Source organism: Bradyrhizobium sp. BR 1433, from assembly GCF_051547665.1.
In the GTDB taxonomy this organism is placed as follows: Bacteria; Pseudomonadota; Alphaproteobacteria; order Rhizobiales; family Xanthobacteraceae; genus Bradyrhizobium; species Bradyrhizobium australafricanum.
In genome coordinates this window covers 7,267,723-7,283,318 of the sequence record NZ_JBPUGG010000001.1, presented here as the reverse complement: position 1 = coordinate 7,283,318, position 15,596 = coordinate 7,267,723, and the positions used below count along the sequence as shown (strand labels likewise).

General features: G+C 58.7%; 19 protein-coding genes. 8 read left to right on the top strand and 11 right to left on the bottom strand.

Going from position 1 to position 15,596, the window contains the following annotated elements; genetic code table 11:
* Window positions 1–144 precede the first annotated feature (144 nt).
* From ACSKB9_RS35070 to ACSKB9_RS35030, 9 genes are all read right to left on the bottom strand, one after another.
* The gene (locus ACSKB9_RS35070) at window positions 145–1,869 is read right to left on the bottom strand and encodes an AAA family ATPase (protein ID WP_438078911.1); all 1,725 of its coding nucleotides are present in this window, start codon (window positions 1,867–1,869) and stop codon (window positions 145–147) included.
* Window positions 1,866–2,498: an ABC-three component system middle component 1 gene (locus ACSKB9_RS35065; RefSeq protein ID WP_438078909.1), complete on the bottom strand. Its 633-nt coding sequence runs from the start codon at window positions 2,496–2,498 to the stop codon at window positions 1,866–1,868. Before ACSKB9_RS35065 ends, ACSKB9_RS35070 begins: the two co-directional genes overlap by 4 nt.
* 11 nt (window positions 2,499–2,509) lie before the next feature.
* On the bottom strand, window positions 2,510–4,717 hold the full coding sequence (locus tag ACSKB9_RS35060) for an ABC-three component system protein (RefSeq protein WP_438078907.1): 2,208 nt from the start codon (window positions 4,715–4,717) through the stop codon (window positions 2,510–2,512).
* A gap of 901 nt (window positions 4,718–5,618) precedes the next feature.
* Complete coding sequence (locus tag ACSKB9_RS35055; protein ID WP_438078905.1) at window positions 5,619–6,710, bottom strand: reverse transcriptase family protein; 1,092 nt, start codon at window positions 6,708–6,710, stop codon at window positions 5,619–5,621.
* A gap of 254 nt (window positions 6,711–6,964) precedes the next feature.
* A complete protein-coding gene (locus tag ACSKB9_RS35050; RefSeq protein WP_438078903.1) occupies window positions 6,965–8,191 on the bottom strand; it encodes a phosphoribosyltransferase-like protein in 1,227 nt (408 codons plus the stop codon).
* 519 nt (window positions 8,192–8,710) lie between these two features.
* Window positions 8,711–8,761 (bottom strand): hypothetical protein, encoded by a 51-nt coding sequence (locus tag ACSKB9_RS35045; RefSeq protein ID WP_438080537.1) that lies wholly within the window; start codon window positions 8,759–8,761, stop codon window positions 8,711–8,713.
* Between the two features lie 10 nt (window positions 8,762–8,771).
* Window positions 8,772–9,050 (bottom strand): DUF3768 domain-containing protein, encoded by a 279-nt coding sequence (locus ACSKB9_RS35040; RefSeq protein WP_438078901.1) that lies wholly within the window; start codon window positions 9,048–9,050, stop codon window positions 8,772–8,774.
* A 338-nt stretch (window positions 9,051–9,388) separates the two neighbouring features.
* Complete coding sequence (locus tag ACSKB9_RS35035) at window positions 9,389–9,955, bottom strand: ImmA/IrrE family metallo-endopeptidase (protein ID WP_438078899.1); 567 nt, start codon at window positions 9,953–9,955, stop codon at window positions 9,389–9,391.
* Between the two features lie 16 nt (window positions 9,956–9,971).
* Complete coding sequence (locus ACSKB9_RS35030) at window positions 9,972–10,430, bottom strand: helix-turn-helix domain-containing protein (RefSeq protein WP_438078897.1); 459 nt, start codon at window positions 10,428–10,430, stop codon at window positions 9,972–9,974.
* On the opposite strand from ACSKB9_RS35030, the gene ACSKB9_RS35025 reads away from it, so the two are divergent.
* The 8 genes from ACSKB9_RS35025 to ACSKB9_RS34990 all read left to right on the top strand — a co-directional run bounded on the left by ACSKB9_RS35025 (window position 10,429) and on the right by ACSKB9_RS34990 (window position 14,949).
* Entirely contained in the window at window positions 10,429–10,647 is a 219-nt protein-coding gene (locus tag ACSKB9_RS35025) for a hypothetical protein (protein WP_438078895.1), read from the top strand. The two genes, ACSKB9_RS35030 and ACSKB9_RS35025, sit on opposite strands and share 2 nt — an antisense overlap.
* 2 nt (window positions 10,648–10,649) lie before the next feature.
* A complete protein-coding gene (locus tag ACSKB9_RS35020; protein WP_438078893.1) occupies window positions 10,650–10,913 on the top strand; it encodes a DUF1883 domain-containing protein in 264 nt (87 codons plus the stop codon).
* Between the two features lie 12 nt (window positions 10,914–10,925).
* Entirely contained in the window at window positions 10,926–11,738 is an 813-nt protein-coding gene (locus ACSKB9_RS35015; RefSeq protein WP_438078891.1) for a nucleotidyltransferase domain-containing protein, read from the top strand.
* A complete protein-coding gene (locus ACSKB9_RS35010) occupies window positions 11,735–12,241 on the top strand; it encodes a DUF6602 domain-containing protein (protein WP_438078889.1) in 507 nt (168 codons plus the stop codon). Before ACSKB9_RS35015 ends, ACSKB9_RS35010 begins: the two co-directional genes overlap by 4 nt.
* Before the next feature lie 68 nt (window positions 12,242–12,309).
* Window positions 12,310–12,453: a hypothetical protein gene (locus ACSKB9_RS35005; RefSeq protein ID WP_438078887.1), complete on the top strand. Its 144-nt coding sequence runs from the start codon at window positions 12,310–12,312 to the stop codon at window positions 12,451–12,453.
* A gap of 40 nt (window positions 12,454–12,493) precedes the next feature.
* Window positions 12,494–13,408, top strand: a complete 915-nt coding sequence (locus ACSKB9_RS35000; protein ID WP_438078885.1) for an SIR2 family protein — start codon at window positions 12,494–12,496, stop codon at window positions 13,406–13,408.
* Window positions 13,368–14,261: a hypothetical protein gene (locus ACSKB9_RS34995; protein ID WP_438078883.1), complete on the top strand. Its 894-nt coding sequence runs from the start codon at window positions 13,368–13,370 to the stop codon at window positions 14,259–14,261. The genes ACSKB9_RS35000 and ACSKB9_RS34995 overlap by 41 nt, the downstream gene beginning before the upstream one ends.
* Before the next feature lie 13 nt (window positions 14,262–14,274).
* A complete protein-coding gene (locus ACSKB9_RS34990) occupies window positions 14,275–14,949 on the top strand; it encodes a hypothetical protein (protein WP_438078881.1) in 675 nt (224 codons plus the stop codon).
* A 79-nt stretch (window positions 14,950–15,028) separates the two neighbouring features.
* On the opposite strand, the gene ACSKB9_RS34985 is transcribed toward ACSKB9_RS34990, so the two are convergent.
* On the bottom strand, window positions 15,029–15,325 hold the full coding sequence (locus tag ACSKB9_RS34985) for a type II toxin-antitoxin system RelE/ParE family toxin (RefSeq protein ID WP_438078879.1): 297 nt from the start codon (window positions 15,323–15,325) through the stop codon (window positions 15,029–15,031).
* Window positions 15,315–15,593, bottom strand: coding sequence for a type II toxin-antitoxin system ParD family antitoxin (locus ACSKB9_RS34980; RefSeq protein ID WP_438078877.1), 279 nt, complete (start codon window positions 15,591–15,593; stop codon window positions 15,315–15,317). The genes ACSKB9_RS34985 and ACSKB9_RS34980 overlap by 11 nt, the downstream gene beginning before the upstream one ends.
* Between the last annotated feature and the right edge of the window lie 3 nt (window positions 15,594–15,596).

Sequence of the window (15,596 nt, the reverse complement as noted above, 5' to 3'; positions counted from 1 at the left end):
CTTCCTGTGAGCCGATTCCGCCAATACCACTTGCGCTGTCGCAGCCTAGCCATCTCCTCTGCGCTGGCAAGCAATTGTCCTTGACGTGCGTCGGCGGTCGCACGGTCCGCTCCGTCAGCGCCGAACACACCAACGCCTAGTTCCCTATTCGCCTGCTCCTCCGATTGGCATTCTAGAATGAGCGATTTGAGGTCGCCCTTGGCTGAGCGAAGTTGTTCGAGTTGGCCACTCGCCGCATCCGCTCGCTGCCCGGCAGATCGAGTGCGTTCTTCCTGGTGCTAGGACTAGCGGTGCTAACCGAGTAGCCGCACTCGACGCCCGGCTGTGCAGTTCCCCTTTGACTTCGAAGTGCGTTGCACAAACGGGGCAGTCGCATGCATCGTTCGGCAGGTTCGCCACAATGCTCGCCACGGCGCTCGACATCGCCGTAACGGACTTTCTCAACTCGACAAGAATATCATTCTGCTCGCTAAGAATATTCTGAAAGTCCTGAACCGCCCCTTCAGCCCGTTCGATGTCCGCGTCGAGATTGGGAAAGCGGAGTTGCAATGCCCGAATCGAAGAGCGCAACTCGGCAACCCTGGCGTCCCGCGCTAACCAGAGAGCGACATTTTGTCGTTCTCGTTGTGCTAGTTTCCCACGTTCATCAAGCCGCCCAACCTCTTCCTCAATTCGACGCACGATCCGAAGTCGACGCTCCAAGACTTCCACAATTGCGCTCTCACGATCGAGATTGTTTCGAGCGGCTGCGACAGCAGCATCCGTTGCGTCTTTTCGAATCCCGGTCGATGCTGCAACTTCGAGGACATCTCGTAGCTCGATAAGGAGCCCAAGCGCATCCCGAGTATTCTTCGCGGAGGTAGCGGCGTTGACCTCGCTGGCTTTGGCCAGCTCAAGCAACGCGGTGATGTCCCTGCGCTCCGTTGTGAGCTGCGCCACCTGTTCATCCGCGGTTGCTTTTGCCGCCTCATGCTCCAACGACTGCCGCGATGAATTATCCCACGCGGCGAGTGTAAGAGTAACTTTCTCTACGCTTGCCTCAAGGGTGCGGAGCCGGCTGCGTTGCGCCGCAAGGCGGTCTTCTAGGTTAACGATGGTCCCCTGATTGAAGGCTACGGCCGACGGGGTTTCGATACCAGCGGCGGCGTCGAGCAAACGCGAGATCGCCCGGGCCAGCTGAGTGGCCGCCTCGTCGGTAACAGCTCCTAGGCCTGTTAGCCCTGACCACAAGTCCGCTTCTGTATCGAGGAGGCCCTGCAGCGTAGAAGCCTCGTCGTTCAACGTTCTGATGCGACCGGAGTAAGCGCGGCTGGCCCTTGTATTTCCTCTGCCATGCAATGCATTGGCGATGTCTTCGATTTCTTTGCTTTCTGCGGCTTCTTTTAGGATGTCGAAACGTTCACTGGGGTCTCGGTTGGTTAGCCGGGAGATCGTGGACTGTCCGAGGAAATGCGTGAGTAGCAGATAGCTCGAGAGGCCGGAAATGCTCCGCTTCCAGTTTTCTCCCCGGAGGAATTCGGTGATGTTGCCGATGTTGCCGCTGGTAACGGACTTGGTTGCCTCAGGCGAGGAAAGAGTACGTGAAATGATGTTATCGCCCGAAAATTCCATGGTCACGGTCGTTGGGCCTGGAGCTCCTTCGCGCCACCGACACAAATAGCTTCCAACCTTCTTGACGCCATCGGCACCTCGAAAGTGGTCGATTTTGTCGGTTAGGGCCCACTCCAGACCGTCAAACAGCGAGGATTTGCCGATGCCATTGCTACCGTGAACGACGAGCACTCCGGGCCCATCAGGCAATTGAATGTTAAGTGACTTGAAGCTTCGATACTGCTCCAAGCGGACACCGGTGAGGTAAACGCCGCTCATTTCGACGCCTCCTTGGCGTGAACTAGCTCGGTCACAAGGCTTTCAGCATCGTCCATCAACTGCTCGGTTAAGTTGACCCAACGTTGCGCAACCTCGCGCTCCAATCCGTGCTTCTCCAAGATACGTTGCGCGAGCTCGTGCGTCTGATCGAGGGGAGCGTCACTAATGGTCTCAACATATGCCCACGGCATCGCCAAAAACGTTCTGGCCAGAAAATTCGTGAATGACTGCTGCATTGCCGTCTGGCTCGGAATCCAGACCACCTTCCGGCAAACGGCTTCATCGCGTTCAATGAGATCCACCAACCGCCGCCAGTCGCCAGTGGGGGTCGGGGATGTCGCGCAGAGGAACAGATGCGCATTGATCACCTCGCGTTCGTACATGAAGGACCGAGCCACGACCATTTGTGCATGAAGTTTCTTGAGCGCCGACTTTACGCTGTCGACCGTGTCAAGTGCGATCGGTGCAACGATAACCGGGTATTGGCCTATACGAAGTCCGAACAGGTCCTGGATGGGTTGTACGTCAGGTTCGGCCGGTCTGCTACGGAATGTGGGAGAGGTGAAATCCCTAACTTCGTCAGCCTGCAAACCAAGTTGGTTTGCGGCCTTTTCCAACAGCGATTTCAAGATCCCAGGTGTCATGTGAGGACTCTGTCCCGATCATCGTTTTGCCGCTTACGCCACTGTTGGAATTCGTCGTGAATGGCAGTCTTCCATGCCGGGAGACCAGCTCTTAACGCGGTGCGCCAAGGCACGTCATTGCGGACGATCGCCGGCCTGGTTCGACGTGCTACATCGAGGCCGGTTCCCGGGTCTCCTCCGTTAAGAATGGAGTTGTCTGGTCCAGTGACCCTGACCTCGGAGCTCCCTGAGAGGATCAAAGCGTCAACGTCCCAGTGCTCCGGCAGATCCCACTCAGTCAGTAAGCTGCCATCGTCTACCCTCGTTGCCGCAGAACCGAGGGCCAGACCATCCTTGTCGAAGCTGAGGTTGCCCCTTGGCACGGATGCCGGTTGGAGTGGCTCACCCAAATGGGTCGCAAGTATCAGGACCAGAGCGCTTGCCATCCGCTCGATGACTCCCACGTCGCCGTTCCATGACTTCGCCCTTACAGGGCCAATGTTGCCCAGCCAAGCGAGGAAGTCACGGCGCAAAGTTGGTGATGCATCAAGCGTCTGACGCCATCCCGCCCAGATGGCTAGCACAGCCGCGAGAACATCCGGCGCTATCATCCCTAGAGTGTCACACTTGCCGACCGCCTTCGCGTTGACGAGTAAAGCTTCCAACTGGCGAACAAGGGAGGCGTCAACTTGGTCGCTGATATTGATCGCGCCGATTTCTCGGTATAGATATCGTGAGGATGTTGACGTTGCGATCGGCACGTTTGGTAGCTTCGCCTGCCAGGCTGCTTGAACCGTGGTTCCCAAGCTAAACGATATTTTTCCGCCGCTCGCCTTGCTTAGACGGATTAGATTGTCTGCATCTGCTTGGTCCGGCAGCACCTCCAGCTGGAGTACGATCGGCGCGGCCGCCGTTTCGCATTGCCTGGCTAGGTCCTCCAATGCAAACTTGCCGCGCGGAACCAGTGTCTGGGTGGCCCTATCCCACGTAATTAGAATCGTAGAGGCCTCACGGGCCGTCTGTCCCTCGAGTTGCTGTCGTCTGGCAGCGTCGGCAAGCCTATGGCGCCACAACTCAAAGAACAGAGTGTACGTTTCCGGGTCGAGCGTCGGCGGCACAAGCAGTTCCGGTTTGGCCTTGAATCGCGCCTCCGATATTTTCGCGTACTCGTCGAACAGCACTTGGGCTGGACGATATCGTTCTCGCTTGTTCGGTCCGTGGCGAAGGATCACGTGCTGGAAGTGCTCGGATAGTTTGGTGCCGCCGAGTGTCACCCCGACGGGCTCAAGTCCGTCAACATGTTTGATCACATTGGAGATCGTGCCAGAACTGCGGCGAACGACGATCCCCGCTTGCTGAGCCGCGTGCAGCACCGCGAAAACCATCGATTGGTTAAGCGGTGCGGCCTTTCCAACCGACAACAGATGACCACTTGAATTAATGGTCAAGTGCCGATCGGTTCGCAATTGCGGGATCAGCCGATCGAAAATTCCTCGTTCGCGAAAGGTATTGAGTACATCTTTTTCAAACGCCGGCTCCAAGTCTGCCTCTGGCTCCAGACCATTGTAAGCTTTCGATACCGAGGTTCGTAGAATGTCCTGATTGAAATACCCGAGGAAGCTTTCGGTGAACGATACGTGTTCGAACCCTTTGATGAGCAGGTTGAGGATATCAGTGAGAGCACCATCGCCATTGCCGCTTACGAGATACGTGGCTGGAGCGTTGACCTCTACGGCAGCAGTGCCGACCCCTCGTTCTTTCCAGTAATCGTAGGTGTCGGCAGCACCAGCAGTTCGTTCGTCACCAAAACCGATGGCCAAGAAGATCTTCTGAACGATCTTAACGGCGCCATCCGCGAAGGTGAGCCGCCACTCGAGACCCGACCTTTCGAGTTTGTCTAGGCGAGCTCGCCTTTGCCATATGAGCTTTGGAAGTAACGCATTGTGACTGTGAAACTCAGCTGCCAACCTTTCGGCTATCGGATTTCCAGTATCCAAATGCCAATCGAGGAATGGCAACCCCGCGTTTTTGTCCAATGAGCCAAGGGCCGGCCACTCGTAAATATGAGGATGCAAGAGTTGAGGGGAGGCGCTTTGAAGCTGAAGCAGTTCATCTGCGGGATCAAATAAAGTGACGTCGTAGTCAAGAAGACCTAGCGCCAACGCACAAGTCACTCCTGCGGCACCGCCGCCAACGACCGCAACCGTGTCGTTCGGCTTGAGCATGCATCTCTCGTGGAGGGCTCTAATGAGGCGAAATGCACGCACCTGCTGTGAATAGAAGGTTATGCGGCGTTCGAACGTACCTAGAAAATATAGGCCCTCGCTACCAGGCAGTGTGCTTGTCGTTATCCAGTCGTCGAGCGAATCTGTGCTACTTGTCATGAGTGCGTTTTGTAGTCAGGTGCCCGCGCTGACAACGCGGCACCCGCCAAATGCCCTAAATCCTTTGTTTCCCCACTTCAGGAGTTCCCAAGAAATCCGAAGCGAGCGGGACAATTTTTGCCTTCAAAACACGGACTATGCAACCGTCGCATCTGGGCGGGGACGTTCTTAGTTAGCGGCCATGACTATGCGGTCGCATTTTGGCATCATGTGAACGTCTGCTACAGAGCAACCCAAAGCCCGATAGTCGCGCCCTGTCAACTTCCGCAGGTCAAGCTCGGCGACCTAATCCTGGGCAGCGCGGCACGTAATCTGGAGCTCTTGCGCGATCGTGCCAGCGGATGCGATTGGGCTTCTCAGCAGAAAGTCGCCCCTCCGGTAGTCGCGACGTGGACAGGCGACGCCAAGCTTGCAGGCGAGCAAGGAATTTGGACGCCAGCCAAGTCGATTTTGGAGATCGGAACAGCGTGGGCGATGCCTGCTGCCCGGGAGCCCGCTATTTTGTTACAAGCCCCAATGGTATTTCTTGTTGGTTGGCAACAATCAAGGCTGAAAATCACTTCAAATTCAGATGGTTATGAGACCAGACGATTGCTGGCCAGAAACTGCTGTGTCGCGGTAAAACAAGGATACCACTGCAGGTCCCTTCACCATCTCATTTCTGCGCTGAACCACAGCGCTGGCGGGGCAGCCCGATCTCGACGCGCCCGCGGACAGCCAATCGAGCATTTTGCGGCCCGGCCTATTTCCGCTCCAGCCGCTGCACCCAGCGGGGCTGAACCGGCGGCCAATCAACGGCATTGAACTGGTCGAGCAGCCGCCCCCCGAAATCAGGTTCGACGCTTACGGCCCAGCCGATCAGCCCTCGCACATGATGGTAAAGGCTGGACACCGAAGTTCGCCGATGCAGCGCGTGCGCAGACGGACCATGGTCGGTTGAGCTGAGATAGTGCAGGTGCAGTCGCAGCATGTCCTTGAACTCGCGTGGCAGCCGCGGGACAGCGCCGTCGACCAGCATACCGAGCACAATTCGCCGCGCTCCAGGGCCTCTGATGACGGTCTTTCGTCGATTGTGCTGAAAGCCCTCCCGCGCCAATTCAATCAGAACAAGACGCTTGAAGCGGTCGATATCCTTGCGGTCGCACGACTCCAGCGTTGAAAAGGCGAGGTCATCGGCATAGCGTGTGTAGCGCATCCCATGCTGTGCCGACAGGGCGAGCAGTCGCTCATCGAGATCTCGCATTACGAGGTTCGACAGCATTGGGCTAGTCGGAGCGCCTTGCGGCAGCACGCCCTCATAGTCGGCTTGATAGTAAGGGATCGATGGCCAACGCAAAGTCTGGCTTCCGCGCAGCAGCGTAGGGCTTTCAACCATCATCGTCGTTAGTCGCGCCAGTTCAAAAGCCAACAGTCGCGGGTAGCCCAGCCGGAAAAACACCGCCGCGACCTGACGCTCCGTCACGCTGTGGAAGAAGTCCTCGATGTCCACCTTCAGAAGCCACTGACAGCCACAGTGCTCCTGTGCCGCAAGCACTGGGCTGCTGTCCGGATGATAGGCGAAGCTCGCGCGCGATGGCGTCGTATAGCACAGGATGTTCTGGGCGATCCATTGCTGCACGAGCAACAGATCCTTCGGCGGGATGCTGATCAGACGTCGGCGATTGCGGCCTGGCACGCGCTTCTTCAGCCATACCCGACGATAGTTCGAAAGCAACCGACCCACCCTGCGCCGGAGATAGCCGTAAGGCGAGCCGGTCAGCTCACTCAAATGCTTCAGCGTCAGGACCGGGATCATTCTCGGATCAGAGCGCCGGATCCGCTCGATTGCGGCCACCGCGCGGTCGAGCGTCCGTGGATCAACTCCAAGTCGGCGTCCCCGCGACCGATAGCGCTGAAGGCTCGGCGGGGTCATCTACTTCGACCCACGATGGTGGGTGATACTGCAAGTCTCGACCAAGACGCCGCCAGGCGTGCCTTGCAGTAACGCGCAGCGCGAAGGTATCGCTCCGCTTGATGGATGGAGGAAATCCCACACCCCAGGCCCCCAAAGGACCTGTCGCCGCTTTCGCGGCGCATTCCTAGACGCCCTCACCGTGCCCTCAGCTGAGTTGGATAATAGAAGAGCGGCTCCGATTTGGAAAGTATCGGTTCGCGATCCCGCCGTCGCCGCAACCGCTCCAGCTCACGTCGGCCAAGCGCCGTCAGCCGGTTGCGTTCGGTCGTCCAGTGTACGATGCGGGTGTATCCGAGAATCTCCTCGATCTGGGACAGCTGCAGGCCGGTCTGCGCCGATACTTCACCGGCAGAGCGGGCTCCGTCCTTGAGGGCGGCCAGCGCCATCATGGTCGTGACCCACCGTTTACCGTTTGGATTGGCTAGAAACTTGGTCGCATTGGCGATCCGCAGCAGCCTAGCCGCGCGATCTGCCACCGTCTCGATGGCATCGCGCGGAAAGCTCATCTCGGCGGCTACGGTGCTGCGCTTGCGAAACAGCGGCGTCCAATTGTTCAGGCTGCTGTGCAGAATGGCCGGCGCGTTGTTGGGCATGCCATGCGCGAATGCAATTAATGCGCCCCCAGACAGAAACCCGAACGGCCAGCGGTGACGCCTTGGATAAGTCCGGCAAAGCATCTGCACGTCGCGCAGGCGAGTCCCGGAGAAGGTGGACCAGAGGGTCGGACAACCCGTGACCATCGATATCTCTGGCTTGAGCCGGCTGGACCTCACGTGACGCACCCCCTGCTCAGTGCCGGAGTAAGCGACCACGTTAAACGTGATCAGCCCATACGACCGCCAGCTGCGTAACGTCGCTACGGCGCGGAACGCCTCCAGCATCTCCCACACCCGTTTGCCGGAGCCGATGAAATCGGTCACAATAACGATGTTGCGAACACGCTCACGACGCATCCGAGTCGGCCCAGGGTGCGAAAGCACGTCAGCGCCGTGATGGCGAACCAGGTTGGTGATCAAATTTGCGATGAGCCCCTCGCTGCCGACCTCTTGATCGTTCGGATCCACCTCGATCGGAGGGACACCTGGTCCAGTGGCGCGTGCCGTTTCGGTACCCGGGAAGAACGGAAGCGCCTTGCCAGCTCGCTTCGGAACGGCGCGTTCCGAGAACAGAGCGATCGGCCGTTCGGGATCGGCGCGTTCCTTCAGGATCGCCTCGACCAGAGAGCGAACACCGCGCAGGAACGTTGTCCGATCCACCAGAAGGATCTCGTCCATCAGTGCGGACGCTGTCGCCCGCTCGCTATCGTCCACGAAATGCGCGAGCCACGCCTCTCCAAGCGGGGTCTCCGATAAGCTCGTCATCTAACCGTCCGACTGGCTCGCCGCCCGCATTGGGATGCCTTGGTTCGCACCGCGCGGGCAACCTGCAACATACGCCTAACGCGCGCCGGTAAAAAGCGTTGCCGACTGCAATTCCAGTTCATCGAGCTGTATCCCGGCAAGGAGAATCCCTGGCAGCGCTGCCCCACCCCGGCCTATCAAAAATCCCGAGGCACGGTCGCCTACGGCGACATCAGCGGTATGCAGCCAATCGATATCACGCCGTCTGGACTGCCATCAAGCAGCTGAAGCACCGAGCGCCGGACACTGCTGATGCTGACGCTGTCGGCGATCGGAAATTCGTCGATTGACGCTTCCGCTTTCGCCGCGAGCTGAAGTAGCTCTGCGCTGTCACCATCGAGAGATCAATGGCAAGCAAAGCGTCACTTGCCTCCAACAGCCGGGAACACCATCGCAAGTACGCATTTACGATCACACGGCTGCCAAGAGGACCTGTCTAGCGATACAAGGAGCGCCCGGAGGCGCTCCCCTTCATAGCTGTTAATATTCGTCGGCCCTCATAATCGTCATCACGCGCCGCGTGACGTCCAGGTCGGCTGGATCAGGTGAGTGAACAGTTTTTTGTCAGATCGTAGTAGTCGATCTTCCAGAAGTAGCGGACGGCATTCAGGTCAATAGCGCCGAAGTCGTGCTCGCCGTGCGGGTCGTTGTCCTCCGTGAAGCTATCGAACTTGCGCACCGCTTCGAGCAACTCGGCCAGTCGATCGGATTCGAGGCAGGTCACGCCCGGAGTGAGCAGAACGGTGCAGCCGATGATCAGGTTGTGGCAGAAGCCGTCGTTAAGGTCGCGGATTTTCTCGGCATTGATGTCGTTGAGCATTTTGAGTTTCTCCCGTTGGTTACCGACAGCGCCATCGCGGCCGGTCGGGAGAGTTCGAGGGCAGCAGGCCCGAGCGACCAGTCAAGGAGGCTCCGCGTGCAACGCCGCGTGGATGCCTTGACGGGTTGCGCTGCTGACCTATTCCCGACCTTACCGGCCGGGTGGTGCGAATATCGCGCGGAGGGGAAACCCTGATCGAAGGACAGTCGCAAATCAAATCCAGACATACTGCGCTAGGGAGCGAGCAGCACATCGGCAATACCTTTGTCCGCGCGCCGGCACGGCGCCGGCCGAGACTATGGGTCACGTATATGCGCGAGGTCTTGCCGGTCGACCGCCTAAGCGCGAGCGTAACGGCGTCGGCTTGCTATGCGCTGGTAGGCACCGGTCACGTTAAGGCGCATCCTCACTAGCGGCTCGCTTGCGCCGTACATATCGGAGGCCTTGGATATGGTCAGTCCGAGGGCGGCGATATGCATAGCCGCTTCCTCCGACACCAAGAGCGCAGGGCCGAGCCAATTGGCCTCCTCCTCCATCGTCTTGTCGTAGTTGCGCGTGCCCGATGGGTCGAAGATTTGCATGGGCGGGTGCAGCAGCAGGCCGTGCGCCAGCTCGTGGCTGATATCTGCGGCCTGCCGCTTCTCGTCATGGGCATCGTTATGAACGATGAAGCGCTCCTGTCCGACCGCAAGTGTCACGGCCGAGAAGTCTTTCTGCCCATTGACGGTGCGGAGATAGGTTACGGCCTCGGGAGCCAACTTCGTGTAGTCGCTGAGCGGGAAGACCGGAAACTCCAGATGCTCAGCAAGCCGCCAGGGACAGAGTGGCAAATGGGGCGCGATATCCAGCTCCCTGCGGAGGCTGGTCGCATACCAGTTCGCTTCTGCTTTAAACCCCCGACGCAAGGCCATTTCCCAGCTATTACCTCTTCCTGAATTGCTGGTACGCGGCCTTGATCAGCGCCTCGAGCGCCTTGGCCCCTTCTTTCGACAGATTTGGATCGGCTCGAAGATGCGCGGTCAGCTCCGCGAGGGGCTCCCTTGCCTCTTTTGATTTCGTTGTGCCGCCGGTGAATTGGTCCGCCTTGAGACCCGACCAGGCGCATAGGGCCGCGAAGCTGTCCACGTCTGGCCGCCGTCCCTGGGACATGCGGGTCAGGCTCGACGCTGGTACGCCCGATTGCTCGGCCACCTTCTTCCAAGTGAGGTCACGCGTGATTCGCACGCCGTCGATTGCAGCAAAGAATGCCTCCCCGTCGAATTTTCCTGACGCCATTATCCCTTGATCCGCCTGTCTTGATCTTGGGCCCGAATCGAGCCACAATTGCAAGATAGCAATCAATTCCGATCCGGCAATCGCAGAATTGGAGATATCAACCATGCCGAAATCATCTAAAGGCAACGGCCCCTACCGCAGCGCAACATCGGGGCAGTATGTGACTCCCAAATATGGACGCAGCCACCCGAACACAACTGTCCACGAGGCACCCGGCAAGCACGGCTCCAGCGGGCCGCACTACCGGAGCGCCATCTCTGGCCGCTATGTCACGACCAAGCATGGCCAGTCTCATCCGAACACGACAGTGAAGGACAAGTAGCGATGAATTTCATTCACAACGACCTCGGCTATTTGAACGGCGGAGAGATGGTCGAGGTCAGCCTCGACCATGCGGCCAACGTGAAGTTGATGGATGCCAGCAACTTTCAGAATTATCGGCAGCGCCGACAACATCAATTCTTCGGCGGCGAGGCTCGGCAGTCGCCGGTCAGGCTGCGGGTGCCGCAATCGGGCCACTGGCATGTTGCCATCGACCTGGGTGGACGTGCCGGCACGATCCGGTCTGGCGTCCGGGTGTTCTCATAAGGAAGCCAGCCAATGAACGCGCTCGACGGATACGGTGTCGTCAACCCCCAAGGCTGGCGAATGATGTCGGAGCAGGACTACCTGAACGCCATCTTGGGGCGTGAATTGGTTGGCACCAGCCTGTCCTCGCCCGCGCTCTTCGTCCCGGGCGTGATAAGACCGGTCATCGAGCAGTGGGCAGGCCGGTTTCTTCTCGACGTCACGGCGAGTGGCTCATACGCAAAAGGCACAGCCAACCGCAGCGGCACCGACCTTGATCTCTTCATCTCGCTCTCGCCGGACACAGCGGAAACCCTTTCCGAGGTGCATAAGACCCTGGCGACGACCTTGAAGGCCGCCGGCTATCAGCCGCGCCTTCAGAACGTATCAATCGGGATCAACGTCCGCGGCTATTCCGTCGACCTGGTGCCGGGCAAGCGTCAAAACTGGCTGTTTAACGACCACAGCCTGTACAAGCGGCGCGGCGACACGTGGACCAAGACTGATATTTCGCAGCACATCACCAAGGTGAAGGACTCGGGCCGGCAAGCAGAAATCCGGCTGGCCAAGCTTTGGCGCGCGCAGAAGGGCCTGGAGTTCCCCTCGTTCTATCTCGAACTCGCGGTCATCAAGGCGCTGGAGACCGCCTGGTTGGCGCCGCTGGCCGACAACATGCGGACCGTGTTCATTTATTTGCGCGACAACCTCGCTACGGCGAGGTTTGTAGACCCCTCAAACACCAACAACGTCATCTCGGACGATCTCACCGTCGCCGAAAAGCAGGCCATCAAGACCGCGGCCGCGTCGGCGCTGGCGGCACCCTACTGGCGTGACATCGTCGTATGAGAGGCTGGTCACTTGAAAAGCTGTTGGCTGGGCTCCACGAGGAAATTTCGCTGCGGCTGGAGCGCAGCCGGGCGGCAATCGGCCACCCCGTGGCCAAGGGCGACGCGACCGAAGGCATCTGGATTGAGTTGCTTAAGAACTATCTCCCGGAACGCTATCGCGTCCACCGCGCCTTCGTGATCGACAGCACCGACACCACCAGCCAGCAAATCGACATCGTCATCTATGACCGCCAATATACGCCGCTGATCTTCAAGCAAGACGGTACGTTGGTCATTCCCGCAGAAAGCGTCTACGCGGTATTTGAGGCCAAGCAGTCGATCGATGCCGATCAGCTCGACTATGCCGCCGGGAAGATCGCCAGCGTGCGCGCCCTGTGCCGGACCAGCCTGCCGATACCTTCGGCTGGCGGCATGCAGCCGGCTAAGCCCCGGGACACATCATTGGTGGCCTCCTCACATTCGAAAGCGAATGGAATCCGCCGCTGGGCGGCCCGCTACTGAAGGCGCTAAAAGCGGCGGATGCACTGGCGCCGCTCGACCTCGGATGCGTGGCAGCTCACGGCATCTTCATGAGGCAGGACGGCGGTTACGGCGTCGAGGCTGACAAGCGCGCGGCGACGGCATTCCTTCTGGAACTGATCGCGAGGCTGCAAGCGGTCGCGACCGTGCCGATGATCGACGTTCGGGCGTACGCCAAGTTCTTAAAGGGCTAGGCTGCCCGCCGATTCGCTATTTCGCACACAGGCACCATCCATGATCGACCCGCTAAATTCCCTCGCCTTCTCTGTCTATGAGAATAAGGCGGTCTATTGTGTTCTGCTCGGGTCGGGCGTGTCGCGCTCAGTCGAGATTCCGACCGGCTGGGAGATCACGCTCGATCTGGTGCGCAGAGTCGCGGCGCTTGAAGGTGTAACCGATCAACAGGATTGGGCCGCCTGGTATAGAAGCACCCATCAGGTTGATCCCGGCTATTCCGACCTATTAGACCAGCTGGCGGCTACGCCCGACGAACGTCGCTCGATCCTGCACAGTTACATCGAGCCAACAGCGGAAGATCTTGAGGCCGGAAAGAAGATTCCAACGCAGGCGCATCGGGCGATCGCCCGGTTGGTCCAAGCCGGCTACGTAAAGGTTATCCTTACGACTAACTTCGACAGGCTGATGGAGGGCGCGCTACGTGATGTCGGCGTCGAGCCTACGGTCATTGCCTCGGAGGACGCTCTCAAGGGCGCCGTTCCGCTGATTCACAGCCGCTGCTATGTGGTCAAATTGCACGGCGACTATCTCGACACCCGTATTCTGAATACCGAGACGGAGCTCAGCAAATATACGTCAGCGATGAACAAGCTCCTCGACCGCATCATCGATGAGCACGGGCTGATCGTCAGTGGCTGGTCCGCCGACTGGGACCCTGCCTTGAGAGCGGCACTCACGCGGGCGCCGACACGGCGATATCCCATGTACTGGGCAGCGCGAGGCGAACCTTCCAAGATTGCCACTGACCTGATTAGCCAGCGGGCTGGCAGAATCATCCGCATTGATAGTGCTGACACGTTCTTTGAAAGCTTGGAGCGGCTGGTCAGCAGCCAGGCTGAAAATCAAACGGCAAAACCCGCAGAGCGTCAAATTGATGGTGGCCAGCGCCAAGCGCTTTCTGGCGAAGCCTGAGTTCCGCATTCAGCTCGGTGATCTCATTGGTGAAGAAGCGCGAAAGCTGGAAAGGACGCTGAATAGCCCGGATTTTGCGGTGACGGGCGCCTTCTCCAACGAGGTGGTCGTCCAGAGGGTGGCGCGGACCGAGAGTGCGACGGAGTCACTCGCACGTATTGTGGGTGTTCTCGGGCGTTGGGGCACCGGGTCAGAGCTACGCTTGGTGCTCGACCTGCTGATCGAATTCGGCGTCAGGGAAAGTGTCGGCGGGTTGGTCATCTTGATTAATCTACGGACCTATCCGGCCGTCCTCCTCCTTTACGCGTATGGCCTCGCGTTACTTGCTGCCCGTCGATACACCGATCTTTTCAAACTCCTCAGCGCCACCATCGTGACCGAACGCGACAACACTTCAACCGTGGTGAATCACTTGTTTCTCACGGCTTGGGCGGGCGGCGAAAACAACTCTTGGAAACTTCTGCCAGGGCTAGAGCAGCGCAAAACTCCCCTCGGCGACCATTTGCACGACATCTTTCAACCTTGGACCGGCGACTATCTGTATTCGTCGAATGGTTACACCGCTCTTTTCGAAGAGTTCGAGCTGCTGTGTTCGCTCGCATATATCTCGATCGGGACAAGCAAAGAGGACCTACAGCAAGTGACCAGCGGCACCGCCGGCAGAAGCTTTGCTTGGTGTCCGATGGGCAGGGTCTCATGGGACGGGCAGACGCGCAGGCGCATCATGGAAAGATGGACCCTTCCTGAAGCGGCTAATGAACTGACGAGGGCTGGATTCGCGAGGGGAGAGCCAGAGTATTTGAAGTTGGCGATGGGCAGCCTCAACAACTTCGCTGGGCGCCTCAGCTGGTAATGGAGGTCATCGGGTGCGTTTCTCGACGCGATCAGGAAATGGCAGCCTAGCAATGCGATCAGTACCAACTTCGGATTGGGATCTCACTAATCTCAACGACGTAGAGCGGCGCATACACCTGCTGGAAGAGGTTTCCGGGGATGACTTGATCTCTGGGCTCACCACGGCTGCGAAGAAAGCTGCGGGTGAAGGCCAAGCAGATTTTGAGTGGCAGCGCGCCGCCGACACGGAAGCTCCGCCAAACACCTTCCGAATTGTCAGCCAAATTCCCCTGCCCGAGCGCTTCTTCGACCAGTTGTTCAACGGCCGCTCGGGCTACCGGGCTCAATATTATCTAAGTCCTCAAGAAGGCGAGGCCTTCAATCGACGGATCATCGACGCCTTGGAATCAGAACTGGCGCATCCTGCGTCCATCACGCTTGGGGTCTCCCGGTCGTTGATCGCGCGTTCATTCATGGGGGCTTATTCAAAGATATGGGTGGCCAACGAGAGGGAAGCGTTCGACGCGGCGCCCTCGGGAAGGCTAATGCCCCCGCAATGGAGATGCTGCGCCGGCCGAGGCACGCGTCTCCCGTTGGCTAGCCATCTCGATATTAAAGGCACCTTCATTCAGCCCGACGAAACAGAGTGGGTCGACCCGTTGAAATTGGGGCGGGCCATCGATCTTCATACTCGCGGCTACACATAGCCGCAGTGCAAGTTCAACCCGCGCCTCATCATCGTAAAATCGCATATGCGATTGTGTGACGGCTGACAGAACAACGAGCTCAGTCGAGATCCTCCGGCGTGATATCGCGTGCTCCGTGCAGCACCCGCACGATGTCAACGCCATTGGGAAATGCTTCGTAGAACAGTACGTAGTTGCCGACCGGAAAGCTCCGTATATTCCTGCCTAGCTCGGGCCGGTGGCGGCCCGCCTGTGGATTCTCGGCAAGCATCTGAAAGCCGTTGCCGATACGGTCGAGCAAGCGATCCGCGGCGACAATATTGTCTGATGCGATGAAAAGCCAGATCTCCTCCAGGTCGGTCTCAGCCTGGGGCCGCCTGGTCAGATTACCCGCCATGCTTCCCGGCTTTCAGCCGTTCACGTCCTCGGGCCTTAGTTTGTTCGACCAGTTCGCCGGGCTCAAACGGTTCGGCCGGACCGCTTTCAAGGCCTTCCTGTATGGCGGCACGCAATGCTTCAAGCTTCGCCTTGCGACGCTCCTCGCGTTCTTCAACAAGACGCAGTCCCTCCCGCATTACTTCGCTAGCGGTTGCATAGCGACCGCTGTCAACGAGATCCTTGATGAAGCTCTCGTAGTGTTTGCCGACAGTATAACTTGTGGCCATACG